This window comes from Mucilaginibacter sp. P5_A6 (assembly GCF_056400585.1).
In genome coordinates this window covers 160,117-175,826 of the sequence record NZ_JBFUKZ010000006.1, presented here as the reverse complement: position 1 = coordinate 175,826, position 15,710 = coordinate 160,117, and the positions used below count along the sequence as shown (strand labels likewise).

Genomic DNA, 15,710 nt, shown 5'->3' with positions numbered 1-15,710 from the left:
TATTATGCCGGGTATAGCCGGGTAGATTAAAAAACTAAATTTGCGTTTTACTCATAAAATGAGGATATATCACAATATTGATGAATTTACAGCGATAGAAAATGCGGTTGTCACCATCGGTACATTTGATGGGGTACATATTGGCCATCGCAAAATTATTGCAGGTATAAAAGAACTTGCCGGCGAGATCAATGGCGAAACTGTTATTCTTACCTTCTTTCCGCATCCACGGATGATATTGCATCCCGAGGATGAAAGTTTGAAGCTGATAACCACTATTACCGAAAAAGCCCAGCTGATGGAGCAATTGGGCGTAGATCATTTGATCATCACTCCATTTTCAAGAGATTTTAGTAACCAAACTGCCGAAGGTTACATCCGTGATGTGCTGGTAAACAAGATCGGCACAAAAAAAATAGTGATAGGGTACGATCATCGCTTTGGTAAAGACCGGCTGGGTGGCCTGGATGATCTGTTAAAACTTGGTCCGGTTTACGGGTTTGATGTTGTAGAGATCCCTGAACAGGATATCAATGAGGTCGCCATTAGCTCAACCCGCATCAGAACGGCGCTGTTAAACGGCCAGATCGACCTGGCAAATGCCTTTTTAGGTTACCCTTTCTTTATTACCGGTAAAGTGATCCGCGGCGACCAGATAGGCAGACAATTAGGTTATCCAACAGCCAATATCGTAGTAGAAGAAAAATATAAACTCATCCCATCCGATGGGATCTTTGCCGTAACTGTAATTATTGCCGGCGAAACCTACAAAGGCATGGCCTACATTGGCAGCCGCCCAACGGTAAATGGCCTTACCCGCAATATCGAGGTAAACATATTTGATTTTGATCGGGAGATCTACAATCAGCCCATTAAAATGGAATTTCATCACTATGTTCGCGGGGATGTGAAGTTTGCATCGCTTGATGAACTTAAGATGCAGTTAGGGCAGGATAAAGTGGATGTGCTGGCACTGCTTTAGCCTCATCCCACCCCTCTCTAAAAGCGAAGGCTTAATAAAACCAGGTCCAATAAGCTTCTGAAAAATTAAAGTCTCACCAACCCGGGAGAGATTATTCGCTATGTAATTAATTAATTGATATTGATGCTCATGAAGCTTCGCCGTTTAGAGGGGGTTTCGTACCTTTGCCTGTCAATATGGCTCTAATTGTCGCTGTGGCGTAATTATTGAGTTTGTAGGATCATATCAAAATAATATGTTAGATTTTATCAGTAAGCTTTTTGGAAGCAAATCAGAACGGGATGTAAAAAGTATTAAGCCGATAGTTGAAAAAGTAAAGGCTGAATTTGCAAAACTCGATAACATCAGTAATGATGAGCTTAGAGCTAAAACAATAGGTTTTAAACAAACCATCGCCGAAGGCCTTTCGGGCATCGACAGCGAGATTCAGGCTATAAAAGATCGTACCGAAAACGAACTTGATATGGATGTAGCCGAAAAAGTTGATCTGTATACTCAACTTGATAAGCTGGAAAAAGACCGTAACAAAGAACTGGAAGACATATTGATCAATATATTGCCAGAAGCTTTCGCGGTTGTAAAAGAAACTGCTAAGCGCTTTTCTGAAAATAAAACCATTGAAGTTACTGCAACCGAGTTTGATCGTAATCTTGCCGCAAGTAAAAGCAATGTTACTATAAAAGGCGAAAAAGCATTTCACGCGAATACCTGGCTTGCTGCTGGTAACGAGGTTACCTGGAACATGGTTCATTACGATGTACAGCTTATAGGTGGTATAGTTTTGCACCAGGGTAAAATATCCGAAATGGCAACAGGTGAAGGTAAAACGCTGGTAGCTACACTGCCTGCTTACCTGAACGCATTGGCTGGCCAGGGAGTACACATCGTAACGGTGAATGACTATCTGGCACGCAGGGATAGTGAGTGGATGGGCCCTTTATATGAGTTCCACGGCTTATCAGTTGATTGTATTGATAAACATGAGCCAAATTCTGAAGAACGCCGCGCTGCTTATCTTGCAGACATTACCTTTGGTACTAACAATGAGTTTGGTTTTGATTACCTGCGTGACAACATGACACGTAGCCCCGAAGAGTTGGTACAACGCAAACTGCATTATGCAATGGTGGATGAGGTCGATTCAGTTTTAATTGATGATGCCCGTACACCTTTAATTATATCTGGCCCTATCCCACGTGGTGATGAGCATGAGTTTTATGAGCTGAAACCACGCATTGAACGTTTGGTTAACGCACAAAAAGCTTATGTAAACACCGTATTAAACGAAGCCAAAAAAGCGATTAACGATGGTAATACCGACGCAGAGGGTGGTGGTTTGGCTTTATTGCGGGCCTACAGGGGCTTACCCAAAAGCAAGGCGCTTATAAAATTTTTAAGTGAAGGCGGAAACAGGAGTACCCTGCAAAAGGTAGAGAACCACTATATGCAGGATCAGGGTAAGGATATGCCTAAGGTAGATGCCGAACTGTTCTTTGTTATTGACGAAAAAAACAACCAGGTTGAACTTGCCGAAAAAGGTATCGAACTGATCACCTCATCCGGCGAGGATCCACATTTCTTTGTGATGCCTGATGTAGGCACCGAAATTGCTGAGATTGAAAAATCAACCCTGAGCACCGAAGAAAAAATTGCCCGTAAGGATGAGCTGATGCGCGATTTCTCTATCAAATCTGAACGGATCCACTCGGTTAACCAGTTATTAAAGGCTTATACCTTGTTCGAAAAAGATACCGAATACATTTTGGACGAAGGCAAGGTGAAAATTGTTGATGAGCAAACAGGCCGTGTATTGGATGGTCGCCGCTACTCTGATGGTTTACACCAGGCAATTGAAGCTAAAGAAAATGTGAAGGTAGAGGATGCCACGCAAACATTTGCAACAGTTACGCTGCAAAACTACTTCAGGATGTACCACAAGCTTTGCGGTATGACGGGTACTGCCGTTACCGAAGCCGGTGAATTCTGGGAAATATACAAACTGGATGTGGTAGAAATACCAACCAATACCCCCGCTAGCCGTGAGGACAGGCAGGATTTGGTATACCGTACCATCCGGGAAAAATATAATGCCGTTGCCGATGAGATTGTGAAACTAACACAAGCCGGTCGCCCGGTACTGGTGGGTACTACATCGGTAGAAATTTCTGAGCTATTAAGTCGTATGCTTAAGCTGCGCGGTATTAAACATAACGTACTGAATGCCAAAATGCACCAGAAAGAGGCCGATATTGTGGCCGAAGCCGGCCAGGCGGGTACAGTAACCATTGCTACCAACATGGCCGGTCGTGGTACTGATATTAAGCTGGGTGCAGGTGTACAGGCAGCAGGCGGTTTGGCCATTGTAGGTACCGAACGCCATGAATCCCGCCGTGTTGACAGGCAGTTACGTGGTCGTGCCGGTAGGCAGGGTGATCCGGGTTCTTCACAGTTCTTTGTATCGTTGGAAGATAACCTGATGCGTTTATTCGGCTCGGAGCGAATCTCGAACCTGATGGTACGTATGGGAATCGAGGAAGGCGAAGTTATTCAGCATTCCATGATCTCTAAATCCATTGAACGTGCACAGAAAAAAGTAGAAGAAAATAACTTTGGTATTCGTAAACGTTTGCTGGAATACGATGATGTGATGAACTCACAGCGTACCGTTGTTTATACCAAACGTAAAAATGCTTTATTTGGCGAACGTTTGGATGTTGATTTGAGCAATACCATTTTTGATGTGGTTGAGGATATCACTACCGAATATAAGGAGGCTAACAATTACGAAGGCTTTACTTTAGAAATGATTCGCCTGTTTTCTGTTGATGTGGAGATTGATGCTGATAAATTTGGCGCCAACTCTATCAACGCCCTGGTTGATCACAGCTTCCAAACGGTGATGGATTTTTACAAACGTAAGGGCGATGCAGTTTCTGCACAGGCTTATCCTGTATTAAAAGACGTTTATGATACCCGCGGCCAGTATGTAGAAAACATTGTGGTTCCGTTTAGCGATGGTATTCATGGTATCCAGGTTTCTGTTCCGCTTAAAAAAGCGGTTGATAACAAAGGGCATGAAGTGTTTAAATCATTTGAGAAAAACGTTACCCTTTACCTGATTGATGACGCCTGGAAAGAGCATTTGCGTGAAATGGATGAGTTAAAACAATCTGTACAGAACGCGGTTTATGAGCAGAAGGATCCGTTATTGGTTTATAAGTTTGAAGCTTTTGAACTGTTCCGTGGCATGTTAGCCAATGTGAATAAGGAAATAGTAAGCTTCCTGTTCAGGGGAGGAATCCCGGTTCAGCAACAAGCAGAAGAGGTGAAAGAAGCAAAACCGCAGCCAAAGCTTGATCTGCGTAAAATGAAAACCACCAAAGCCGAGCTGGTAAACGAAGTTAACGGCATCCCGATGGATGATTTTCGTGAGCAGCAGAAAGCTACACCTGTAAGGGTTGAGCAAAAAATTGGCCGTAACGACCCTTGCCCTTGTGGTAGCGGTAAAAAATATAAAAACTGCCACGGAGTAGGGCAGAATTAAGAAGCCCCACCCGGCCTCCCCTGAAGGGGAGGTGTAAAAAAAGAATAACAACACCACGTCATTGCGAGGTACGAAGCAATCCCTAACTATGCAGATCCGCTCTGTAAATCGGGGATTGCTTCGTTCCTCGCAATGACGGTTTCTAATTATAGTAACCATGAAAAAAGCAGTATTTGATCAAAAAGCTAAACCAGCCTTCATCAAATTCTGCTTTTTTTTTATGCTGATAATTGCCTCCGGCCAAATTTTTGCGCAAACCCGTGGTAAGGTTGAAGTGGTAAAAGACCCCCTCGTTGATACGTTGATAGCCAGACGCTTTACTTTAAATAAAGAAACCGGTGTACCGCCCGGTGTATCATCATCCTATGGTTACCGGGTGCAGTTCTTCAGCGGATCGAGCCGGCAGGAAGCTTACAGTGCCCAGGCCAGACTGCAACGGGAATACCCCGAACTGCGTACCTATATCCTTTACAGCGAACCTAATTTTAAAGTTCGCGCTGGTGATTTCAGAACACGCCTGGAAGCCCAAAAACTGATGCAGGAACTCCGGGCCTTGTTTCCGAGCCTTTTTATCATATCCGAAAAAATAAATCTACCTAAAGCTGATGCCAACGATGATTAAAGAAAAAATACAGGACCTGTCCCAAAAAATATTTGATGATGTGGTAGCCAACCGCCGCCACCTGCATGCCAACCCCGAATTATCGTTCCATGAGTTACAAACCTCTGTTTTTGTAGCCAATAAGCTGGAAGAGCTGGGTTTGGAGTACCAAAAAATGGCAGATACCGGGTTAGTCGCCCTGATAAAAGGCGACCTGCCATCTGATAAAGTAGTGGCCCTGCGCGCCGATATGGATGCTTTGCCAATTACCGAAGCTAATGATGTGCCTTACAAATCAAAAAACGTTGGGGTAATGCACGCCTGCGGTCATGATGCGCATACCTCATCATTGTTAGGTACTGCCCGTATTTTAACCGAACTAAAAAGCCAGTTTGGTGGAACAATTAAGCTGATATTTCAACCGGCCGAAGAGAAACTTCCCGGCGGCGCCAGTTTGATGATAAAAGAGGGCGTACTGGAAAATCCAAAACCACAGGCCGTATTAGGCCAGCATGTGATGCCTTTGATAGAGGCGGGTAAAGTGGGGTTCCGTGCCGGCAAATACATGGCTTCAACTGATGAGTTGTATGTTACCGTTAAAGGTAAAGGTGGTCACGGCGCCCAGCCGCAACAAAATATCGACCCGGTAATTATTACTGCCCATATACTAACCGCCCTGCAACAGGTGGTAAGCCGCTTTGCCGATCCTAAAAGCCCTTCGGTATTGTCATTTGGTAAGGTAATTGCCAACGGCGCTACCAACGTGATCCCTAATGAGGTTTACCTGGAAGGAACTTTTCGCACCATGGACGAAAAATGGAGGGAAGAGGCCCACAAACGTATGAAGAAAATGGCCGAAGGCATGGCCGAAAGCATGGGCGGCAGCTGCGATTTTAATATTATGCGCGGTTATCCGTTCCTGATCAACGAAGAAGTATTAACCCATGCCACCCGCGGCCACGCCGAGGATTACTTAGGTAAAGAGAATGTACTCGATTTGGATATCTGGATGGCTGCAGAAGATTTTGCATACTACTCGCAGGCAGCAGATAGTTGCTTTTACCGCTTAGGTACCCGTAACGAGGCGCGCGGTATCACGTCATCAGTACACACACCTACCTTTGATGTAGAGGAAGACGCTTTTAAAATAAGTACAGGCTTAATGGCCTACCTGGCTATTAAGCAGCTTGGGAATTAACATCGGACTTTAAATTAACAGGCGTCATGCCATCCGCCAACTGGTAGGATCAGCATCCCGCGAGCAAGATGCGTTGCATTAAGTCGACCGGGGGGCCTGTGGGATCCTGAAACAAGTTCAGGATGACTTTGCGTTTTAAATATTATAACGGGTTCTACTGGTAGAACGTCAATAGCGTGATGAAGAAAATATTATTAGTGTGTGCTTTCACAATTGTCAGCAGCGTAATCTTTGGCCAGCAAATTAACCGTTTTAACCCCGATACTATCCGCACCATTGTTATCGATTCGTTGGTTGATATTCGCTCACATAAATTAAATGCGCAGGATTTTATAGATGCCGTAATGGCCGATACCAGTTTTTATAAGGCTTTTCAAAACATGAAAACCTATGCCTTTACTGCCGAGAACCGCATTTACACTTACGATAAAAAAAACAAAGTTGATGGGAAAGTTTACCGCAAGTTACGCCATAGTAACGTTGTCGGTCAGCATAAAATAGAATATTTTGCCAAACAGGACAGCGGTTCTGTTTATAAAAAGAATGGCAAGTACCAGCTGTACACGGTAGAAATGTTCGATTTTATTTTCCAGAATGCCTATAACTCCGATTTTGTTAAGGGTGATGCGCTGCCGGGCTCTGGCGGTAAGAACGAGAGCTATAAAGATAAACTGAAAACACTGATATTCACGCCCGGCCGCAAGGTAAAAGGGATCCCGTTTATTGGTAGCAAGACAGAGATATTTTCCAAAGATATGCGTGAGTTTTACTACTATGAATTTGCCCGCGGCAAGTACCTAGATACCATACCTGTTTATCGTTTTAAGGTAAGATGTAAACCAAGTACATCGGATGGCGATACTATGATCAAGGAAATGACCACCATTTTTGATGAACGCTCATTTGAAATCCTTGGCCGCTACATCGACATGAAATTCAGCAATATGTTTTTCGATTTTAATGTGCAAATGAACATCGAGCTTAATAACTTTAACAACCAGCTGCTACCCACTAAAATCACATACCAGGGCAACTGGAATATTCCTTTCCACAAAGAAGAGCGTGCGAGCTTTTTGATAGTGCATAAGGATTATAAGCGGGAGTAAGAAGGCCCGCTAAAACCTAATATAGCCGTTATAACAGTTGTCAAAATCGGGATACAGAATTTAACTTGTTTCGGGAATGGCAATCTCTAAACTTTGCATTTTTAATATAGCGGCTTCGTCTACTAATTAACTTTTTTTAATTCATAGTGTATTTTTGACAACAGCCTGGTTTTAAGTATTTGGATTTGATGTATTTATGTGCCGATTATGCCCATTCATCAATAAAAAGATATATTTTTGGAAAGTAACTTTTGAGTTAAATCGATTAATGCGGCCGCATACCCTGAAATTATTTTTACTGCTAATTATTCCCCTGTTTTTTACCAGGGTTAAAGCTCAAATCTGTGAGGGCAGTTTGGGCGATCCCGTTATAAGTGAAACTTTTGGATCGGGCCCAAATCCGGGTAATGCCTTGCCGGTGGGGATAACCAACATGTCGTTTAGCAGCTACTGCCCTAATGATGGCTCGTACACAATTGTAAATGCTACCAATATATACGGCGGCGCTACCGGTAATTGCCACCCTGAAGCATGGCAGAACGTAACACATGACCACACCGGGGGTCCCAATGGTTACATGATGATGATCAACGCATCATACACGCCAAGCATTTTTTTTACTAAAACAACTCCTGCCGTATTGTGCGAAAATACAACCTATGAGTTTTCGGCTTATATATTTAACCTGGTAAGCGTAAGCGGTAGTGCTGTTGCCACTATACAACCTAATATTAAATTCACCATAGAAACTGTTGACGGAACGGTACTGGATTCTCTTGTTACCGGAATTATACCACCTTCGCAAAACCCCGGTGATTGGATCAGGAAAAGTTTCTTTTTTAAAACTCCGCCAAATACCAGCCAGGTAGTTTTAAAAATGACCAATGAAGCGCCCGGTGGCGGAGGTAATGATCTGCTGCTTGACGACATTAATTTTAGGGCTTGCGGGCCAATTATACAAACTGGTTTTACTACTATAGATGCCAATCAACCCCGGAACCAATGTGTTGGCGAAACCAAATCATATACCATAAAATCAAAAATAGGAGATGGTTATACCAACCCTAAAAGGCAGTGGCAACAAAATAAAAGCGATGGTAATGGATGGGTGGATATTGCAGGCGAAACCGGCGATAATTATACATTTACCTTATCTGATAATAATTTAAATGTTTATCAGTATCGCCTGGCTGCTGCCGGGGGATCAAATATAAGCTCGCCAAACTGCCGCGTGTTTTCTGAGCCGCTAACTATAACAGTAAACCCCTATCCCCAGGTGCCCGATATCGGTTCGCAAAGTGTATGTGAAGGCAGCGCATTATCTATACAGGCTGTTGGAGGTGTAGCTTATGAATGGCATGGGCCGGGAATAACCTCAGTCAACAAAAACCAAAACCCACTGCTGTTCGAAAATATTACCGCGGCAGCCGGAGGTAATTATTCTGTTGATGTAACCTCGGCAGGAGGCTGTACTATTCCCTCAAACACATTCCCGGTTACTGTCAATTTAAAGCCGGTAAGTACAGTTAGCAGCACCGCTACTATCTGCATAGGGAATTCGACAGTCATCAGCGCCTCGGCGCCAGGAGCTACGAGTTACAGGTGGAGCCCGGCAACAGGTTTATCAGATCCCACATCGGCCAGCCCAACTGCTAACCCCGTCGATACTACAATTTATACGGTTACAGTGGGCAATGCTAACAATTGTTTTGATACCAAAACGGTAACCGTAAATGTATTAGGAAAGGCGTTAGCTAATGCGGGGGATAATAAAAAAATATTTGAGGGCCAGTCGGTAATGTTGAACGCGACTGCTCAAAATACCAATATTTTCAGCTGGACTCCCACAACCGGGCTGAGTGATCCGAATGTGCTTAACCCGGTTGCCACCCCTGGCAGCGATATAACTTATCACCTTAAAGCAAGCTCATTACAAAATTGCGGGGAGGATACCAGTAGTGTTTTTATAAAAGTTTATCATAAAATAATTATACCAACTGCCTTTTCACCCAATGCCGATGGGTATAATGATGTTTGGGATATTGAGCCCCTTGAAACTTTCCCCGAAAGTATATTAACAGTATTTAACCGCTATGGGCGACAGGTATTTAAAAGTATAGGCTATGCAACCCCATGGAAAGGCACCTACAATGGCGCGGTATTACCAGCAGGTACTTATTATTATGTTATAGATCTTAAAAATGGCATGCCCAAACTATCAGGATGGGTATTAATTGTGAAATAGGAACAAGGACTTTTGGAGCAATGATAAAGGAAACTCCAATTGGTGGAATCGCCTTCAATCGTTAAAATTATTAAAACAATATAAATTTATCTATCTGCTCGTTGGTGAACTTTAATGTATCGGCAGTTAACAGCTGGCTATTTCCGTCAAATTCTTTATGGATGGCAGCTATATGCAGCTTTAGCGACATTACGTTAAGATGTACATAATGACAAACACCGGTAAAATGATCTATCCCCCGTATGTTGCCATATTTGCCCGATGATATGCCTACCAGCGCGGCCTTTTTATCATAAAAGCTTTCGGGAAAATCGCAGGCATCAATAAATACCTTTAGCACACCCGGATAGCTGCCGTTATATTCTGGTATCACAAAAATAAATTTATCGGTATCAGTTACAAGCTTTTGAATGGCGGCAAATTCCGGGCTTCTTTTACCATAAAGGTCTGTTTGCAACAGGTTTGGCGGTAATTCTTCTAACGATAGCAAATTTGCTTCAATACCTTTTTCACGCAGTTGCTCCTGGTAATATTTAGCCATCTTTAATGTTGAACTGCCTGGTCGGTTGGTTGATGCTATTATAGTAATCATGTATAATTATTGAATTATAGATTTATTGAATTATTGAACGACAGATCGTTTAATGCTTAAACTATTGAATATGAGAGTTATTTAAATATGATAAGACTTTTAGCATTGCATCGCTAATTCATCAATCAATAATTCAATAAATTCAGTAAATCAATAACTAATTATGTTTGTAAATTGACTAAACCTGTGGATTTCCTAATTGTTTAATTTCGTATCTTTATCACCAGATTAAAACTTTACGAAAGTAGAAATTTCTGAACCTACTTTGCGTTATTGTAAATCATTATAATATCAAATTTTGAACGTATAGAATGAGTAAAATTATTGCTTTAGCCAACCAGAAAGGTGGCGTAGGAAAAACTACATCATCTATAAATCTGGCTGCAAGTTTGGCCGTACTAGATTTTAAAACATTATTGGTTGACGCTGATCCCCAGGCTAACTCAACATCTGGAATAGGTTTCGACCCCCGTAATATAAAGAACAGTATATACGAGTGTATCATTAACCAGGTAGATCCTCATGAGGCGATCCAGAAAACGGAAACCCCGAATCTTGATCTGCTGCCAGCTCATATTGACCTGGTAGGTGCCGAAATTGAGATGATTAACCTGAGCGGCCGCGAGTATAAAATGAAACAGGTTTTTGAAGCCGTGCGCAATGAATACGATTTTATTATTATTGATTGTTCGCCTTCATTGGGTTTAATAACTATTAATGCCTTAACTGCCGCAGATTCGGTAATAATACCTGTACAGTGCGAGTATTTTGCACTGGAGGGTTTGGGTAAATTGTTAAATACTATTAAAATAGTACAATCGCGCCTTAACCCGCAATTAGAGATTGAAGGTATATTGTTAACCATGTACGATGTGCGCCTGCGCCTGAGCAACCAGGTGGTTGATGAGGTGAAAACGCATTTTGAAGATATGGTTTTTGATACCATTATACAGCGTAATACCCGTTTAAGCGAGGCGCCAAGCTTTGGCGTATCGGTTATTATGCACGATGCCACCTGTAAAGGGGCAATTAATTATTTAAACCTGGCCCGCGAAATTATTCAAAAGAATGGTCTTGTAAAAAGCGAAGCAGCAACGGCAACAGCAACAGTATAAGTAAATGAGTAGTGAAAGAAGAAATGCCCTGGGCAAAGGATTAAGTGCGCTGTTGAATGATTCTGTAAACGTACAACCATATCAAAATAAAAGCAAACAACAGGAAGCATCAACATCTGCCGCCGAGGTTAACAGCCTGGGTTCGGTTAATGAGATCCGCCTGAGTGAAATTGAAGTTAATCCATTTCAGCCCCGTACCGACTTTGATGAGCAGGCCCTTAATGAACTTGCCGATTCAATTAAATTGCAAGGGCTTATACAGCCAATAACTGTAAGGCGTATCAATGCGCATAAATACCAGCTGATATCCGGCGAGCGCCGTTTTCGTGCATCAAAACTGGCTGGGTTAACCCAGATACCGGCTTATGTACGTACAGCTAACGATCAGCAGATGCTGGAAATGGCCTTGATAGAGAACATTCAGCGCGAAAACCTGAATGCCATTGAGGTAGCCCTCAGCTTTCAGCGGATGATTGAAGAATGTAACCTGAAACAGGAAGAACTGGGCGACAGGGTGAGTAAAAACCGTTCGACAGTTACCAACTACCTACGTTTATTAAAATTACCGCCAAGTATCCAGGCATCCATCCGCGATGGTGCACTTAGCATGGGCCACGCCAAGGCGCTTATTACTATTGATGACCCTGCCAAACAATTATATTTACATCAGCATATTATTCAGCAAGGTTTATCAGTTCGTAAGGTTGAGGAATTAGTTCGGGATATGCAAAAGGCACCGGTAAAAAAAGAGGGCAAACAACCCGAGCCGGTATCATACCAACTGCAAAAAATTCAGGACGACCTGGCTTCAAAGTTTAGTACAAGGGTAACGCTTAAGGTAGGTAATAAAGGTAATGGGGTAATTGAAATTCCTTTCCTGTCAGAAGATGACCTCGGTCGTATTCTTGAGATGCTGGATTGGTAAAATGCCAATACCATATTTATTAACTAAAAACCGCGAATAGTAAGTTATGCGCGGTTTTTGTATTTATTAGCTATCCATAAGCCATAATAATTTTGTTGTAAACAAGTTAAGATGTACCAGGTTAGATGGTAATTCTTCAGTTGACAGACAAGCTGATATGTGGTGCGTAATCCGGGGATAAAAATTACCTTTGTAATAAGGTAAAAGCTGGGCGGTTATTGTAATATTAGCCGTTTGCTGTTTACTTAATACTTGATAATAAATGTATAAATATTTGTTAATTATTGGGATGTTAACGGCTTTTACCTTTACTGCCAAAGCGCAGCAAAAGGCAGATACGGCATCGGTAACTAAAAAGGATACTTTTAAAAAAGCATCGGGCACGGCCCCGGGTTCATTTGCGCCGCCTATAAAAAAGGAGAAAGAATACCATCCTGATAGTACCCACAGTCCGCATAAAGCAGTAATGCATTCATTGATGGTGCCGGGCTGGGGGCAGCTTTACAATCACCGCTGGTGGAAAGTTCCTATCGTTTATGGAGGTATTGGCTTATTGGCATCAGCCGTGATCTTTAACCAGAAGTATTATAATCAATTTAACGTACTGGCACATTATTATGAAAACGGGGTAACACCCAAAGCAACCGATAAGTATTATGCAGAGTATATAGCATATAAAAACGCCGGTGTGCCCCAACAAAATATATTTGATGCGCTTGATAGCTATCGCCGCAACCGCGATTTAAGTATATTGGGTATTTTGGGGGCATGGGGAATACAAACTATTGATGCTTATATTGACGCAAAATTTATAAATGCTTATTCGGTTGATAATAATTTTTCTATGCGGATTGCGCCAAGCGTTATTAATCAGCCTGTTTATGCTCAAAGTGCGTTTGGTTCCTATATTCCGGGTATAAAAGTTACCTTTACGTTTTAACAGCACATTTATATCTTAGCTGTTAATTCAATAAATATTAAAAATGAAGATAGCGTTACTGGGCTATGGAAAAATGGGCAAGATCATCGAAAAGATAGCCCTAAGCCGCAAACATGAAATTGTTTTAACTATTGATCATGAAAATCAGCATGAGCTTACTGCCGAAAATCTGCAAAAGGCCGATGCTGTAATTGAGTTTACCATGCCGGCATCGGTGTTGGCCAATATTGAGCATTGCTTTAATGCGGGTGTACCGGTTGTGGTGGGTACCACAGGCTGGTACGATAAATTGGACGAGATAAAACAATTATGCGAAGACAGTAACAACGCATTGATGTATGCTACCAACTTTAGCGTTGGGGTTAATATATTTTTCCATATCAACAGGATGCTGGCCCGGGTGATGAACAATTATCCTTATTATGATGTGCAGGTTGAGGAGATTCATCACATTCAAAAGCTGGATGCCCCAAGTGGAACAGCCATAACCATTGCCGAAGGCATTATTGATAACCTGGAATCAAAAACAGACTGGGTGAATGTTTTAACTACCGATGATAATAAGGACGATGAAAGTGTTCTGCCCGACCAATTGCTGATAGAATCTATGCGGATAGACAGTGTGCCGGGTACGCATACCGTAATTTACGATTCGGAAGTTGATACCATTGAATTTAAGCATACTGCCCATAATCGTAATGGTTTTGCCCTTGGCGCCGTATTGGCCGCCGAATGGATTCATGATAAAAAAGGGTTTTATTCGGTTGAGGCCATGTTTGATTTTAAATGCTAATTTCCGGTTTATAGCAGATGGAGATAGCTGATTATATCGGGGTTTATATAATATTAGCTCCTTTATTAATATTAGTACATGCCGGCCTTTGGAAACTATTTCAAAAAGCAGGGCGGCCCGGCTGGGAGGCGCTCATACCTATTTACAGTATGTATATTATGCTGAAACTAAGTGGCCGGCCATTATGGTGGCTTTTGCTGTGCTTCATTCCGGGTATATATATCATAATAGGGGTTGGTATAGCTATCGATTTCATTAAATCATTCGGTAAAACAAGAATGATCCATATAGCCGGGGCTATCATTTTGCCATTTGTTTTTTTGCCAATGTGGGGATTTGATAAAAATACCCTTTACCTGGGCCAGTCTGCAAGTAATGATTTTCATGAAAAATATCAATCCATCCTGCATAGATCATCGGTACGGGAATGGACAGAGGCTATCTTTTTTGCAGTATTGGCAGCAACTATCATTCGTATATTTTTTATCGAGGCCTATACTATCCCGTCGGCTTCAATGGAAAGTTCGCTTATGATTGGCGATTACCTGTTTGTAAGTAAATTTAGTTACGGCCCCCGCCTGCCCATTACTCCTGTATCATTTCCTTTTGCACATAATAAACTGCCATACGTAGGTACAAAATCCTATTGGAATGGTTTAAAACTACCCTACTTTAGGCTGCCGGGTTTAAATGATATTAAAAAGGGCGATGTTGTAGTTTTTAATTATCCAATGGAAGTCGATTCGCCCTTTTACAGGCCGGTTGATAAACAGGAAAACTATATCAAACGCTGCCAGGCAACTCCCGGCGACACAATAAGCCTGGTTAGTGCGCAGGTATATGTGAATGGTAAACCTGCCATTACGCCGCCGCATGGCGAAATGCAGTATATGGTTAATGCTGATAGAAACTCCATAAGTCCTAAATTGCAACATGATCTTCATTTGTCGGATATCCAGGCGTTTACCGATGTTGATTACATGGTAAATATGACAAAGAAGTCGGCACTTGCTTTAAAGAAAGCCCCACATATCAGGTATGTAAGGCCAGATATACAATTTAGGGGTGTTTATGATCCTGAGGTATTTCCGCATGATCCCAATCACAGGTGGAATGTAGATAACCTTGGCCCCATCATTATACCCAAAAAGGGCTGGACAATGAAACTGGATACCCTTACGTTGCCTATTTATCGCCGGGCCATCGAGGTATATGAAAACAACAAACTGCAGATTAACGGGAACACTATCAGCATAAACGGCAAAAAAACAAATACATATACGTTTAAAATGGATTACTATTGGATGATGGGCGATAACCGTCATAATTCATTAGATTCACGTTTTTGGGGTTTTGTGCCCGAAGATCATATTGTGGGCAAGGCCTTGTTTGTATGGATGAGCTGGGATAAAACATCGCCTTTTGCCGATAAAATTAGATGGAACCGGGTGATGAGCTGGATTAATTAGTAGAATTTAGATGTGCAGAAAGTAGATGTGCAGAAGATAGATGTGCAAATTTCAAATGTGCAAATATGCAGATGAAGGGGCCGTCGTTATTGTTGAGAACGACGCAATCGCGAACTATACAAAGCATCTGAAATCTGCACATTTGAAATTTGCACATTTGCACATCTAACCGGGTAACATATTGTTTACATGATAGTCTT

12 protein-coding genes are annotated in these 15,710 nt (G+C 42.1%); 11 read left to right on the top strand and 1 reads right to left on the bottom strand.

Features of this window, described 5'->3' with window-relative positions; genetic code table 11:
• Positions 1-58: 58 nt before the first annotated feature.
• The 6 genes from AC1DO4_RS08545 (at position 59) to AC1DO4_RS08520 (ending at position 9,676) form a co-directional block, all read left to right on the top strand.
• Positions 59-982: a bifunctional riboflavin kinase/FAD synthetase gene (locus tag AC1DO4_RS08545; RefSeq protein ID WP_477414807.1), complete on the top strand. Its 924-nt coding sequence runs from the start codon at positions 59-61 to the stop codon at positions 980-982.
• A 235-nt stretch (positions 983-1,217) separates the two neighbouring features.
• On the top strand, positions 1,218-4,526 hold the full coding sequence (gene secA / locus AC1DO4_RS08540; RefSeq protein ID WP_477414805.1) for a preprotein translocase subunit SecA: 3,309 nt from the start codon (positions 1,218-1,220) through the stop codon (positions 4,524-4,526).
• A gap of 157 nt (positions 4,527-4,683) precedes the next feature.
• Positions 4,684-5,148 (top strand): SPOR domain-containing protein, encoded by a 465-nt coding sequence (locus tag AC1DO4_RS08535; RefSeq protein ID WP_477414803.1) that lies wholly within the window; start codon positions 4,684-4,686, stop codon positions 5,146-5,148.
• A complete protein-coding gene (locus tag AC1DO4_RS08530; RefSeq protein WP_477414801.1) occupies positions 5,141-6,325 on the top strand; it encodes a M20 metallopeptidase family protein in 1,185 nt (394 codons plus the stop codon). Before AC1DO4_RS08535 ends, AC1DO4_RS08530 begins: the two co-directional genes overlap by 8 nt.
• Before the next feature lie 179 nt (positions 6,326-6,504).
• Positions 6,505-7,431: a hypothetical protein gene (locus AC1DO4_RS08525; protein WP_477414799.1), complete on the top strand. Its 927-nt coding sequence runs from the start codon at positions 6,505-6,507 to the stop codon at positions 7,429-7,431.
• Between the two features lie 268 nt (positions 7,432-7,699).
• The gene (locus tag AC1DO4_RS08520; protein WP_477414797.1) at positions 7,700-9,676 is read left to right on the top strand and encodes a gliding motility-associated C-terminal domain-containing protein; all 1,977 of its coding nucleotides are present in this window, start codon (positions 7,700-7,702) and stop codon (positions 9,674-9,676) included.
• 70 nt (positions 9,677-9,746) lie between these two features.
• On the opposite strand, the gene AC1DO4_RS08515 is transcribed toward AC1DO4_RS08520, so the two are convergent.
• Positions 9,747-10,268, bottom strand: a complete 522-nt coding sequence (locus AC1DO4_RS08515) for an NADPH-dependent FMN reductase (RefSeq protein WP_477414795.1) — start codon at positions 10,266-10,268, stop codon at positions 9,747-9,749.
• Positions 10,269-10,579: 311 nt separating this feature from the next.
• Here AC1DO4_RS08515 and AC1DO4_RS08510 point away from each other — a divergent pair, with 311 nt between their 5' ends.
• The 5 genes from AC1DO4_RS08510 (at position 10,580) to lepB (ending at position 15,510) form a co-directional block, all read left to right on the top strand.
• Positions 10,580-11,383, top strand: coding sequence for a ParA family protein (locus AC1DO4_RS08510; RefSeq protein WP_477414793.1), 804 nt, complete (start codon positions 10,580-10,582; stop codon positions 11,381-11,383).
• A 4-nt stretch (positions 11,384-11,387) separates the two neighbouring features.
• Entirely contained in the window at positions 11,388-12,308 is a 921-nt protein-coding gene (locus AC1DO4_RS08505) for a ParB/RepB/Spo0J family partition protein (protein WP_477406579.1), read from the top strand.
• Between the two features lie 262 nt (positions 12,309-12,570).
• The gene (locus AC1DO4_RS08500) at positions 12,571-13,248 is read left to right on the top strand and encodes a DUF5683 domain-containing protein (protein ID WP_477414791.1); all 678 of its coding nucleotides are present in this window, start codon (positions 12,571-12,573) and stop codon (positions 13,246-13,248) included.
• A 43-nt stretch (positions 13,249-13,291) separates the two neighbouring features.
• Positions 13,292-14,041: a 4-hydroxy-tetrahydrodipicolinate reductase gene (dapB, locus tag AC1DO4_RS08495; protein WP_477414789.1), complete on the top strand. Its 750-nt coding sequence runs from the start codon at positions 13,292-13,294 to the stop codon at positions 14,039-14,041.
• Positions 14,042-14,058: 17 nt separating this feature from the next.
• Positions 14,059-15,510, top strand: a complete 1,452-nt coding sequence (gene lepB / locus AC1DO4_RS08490) for a signal peptidase I (RefSeq protein ID WP_477414787.1) — start codon at positions 14,059-14,061, stop codon at positions 15,508-15,510.
• Positions 15,511-15,710 lie beyond the last annotated feature (200 nt).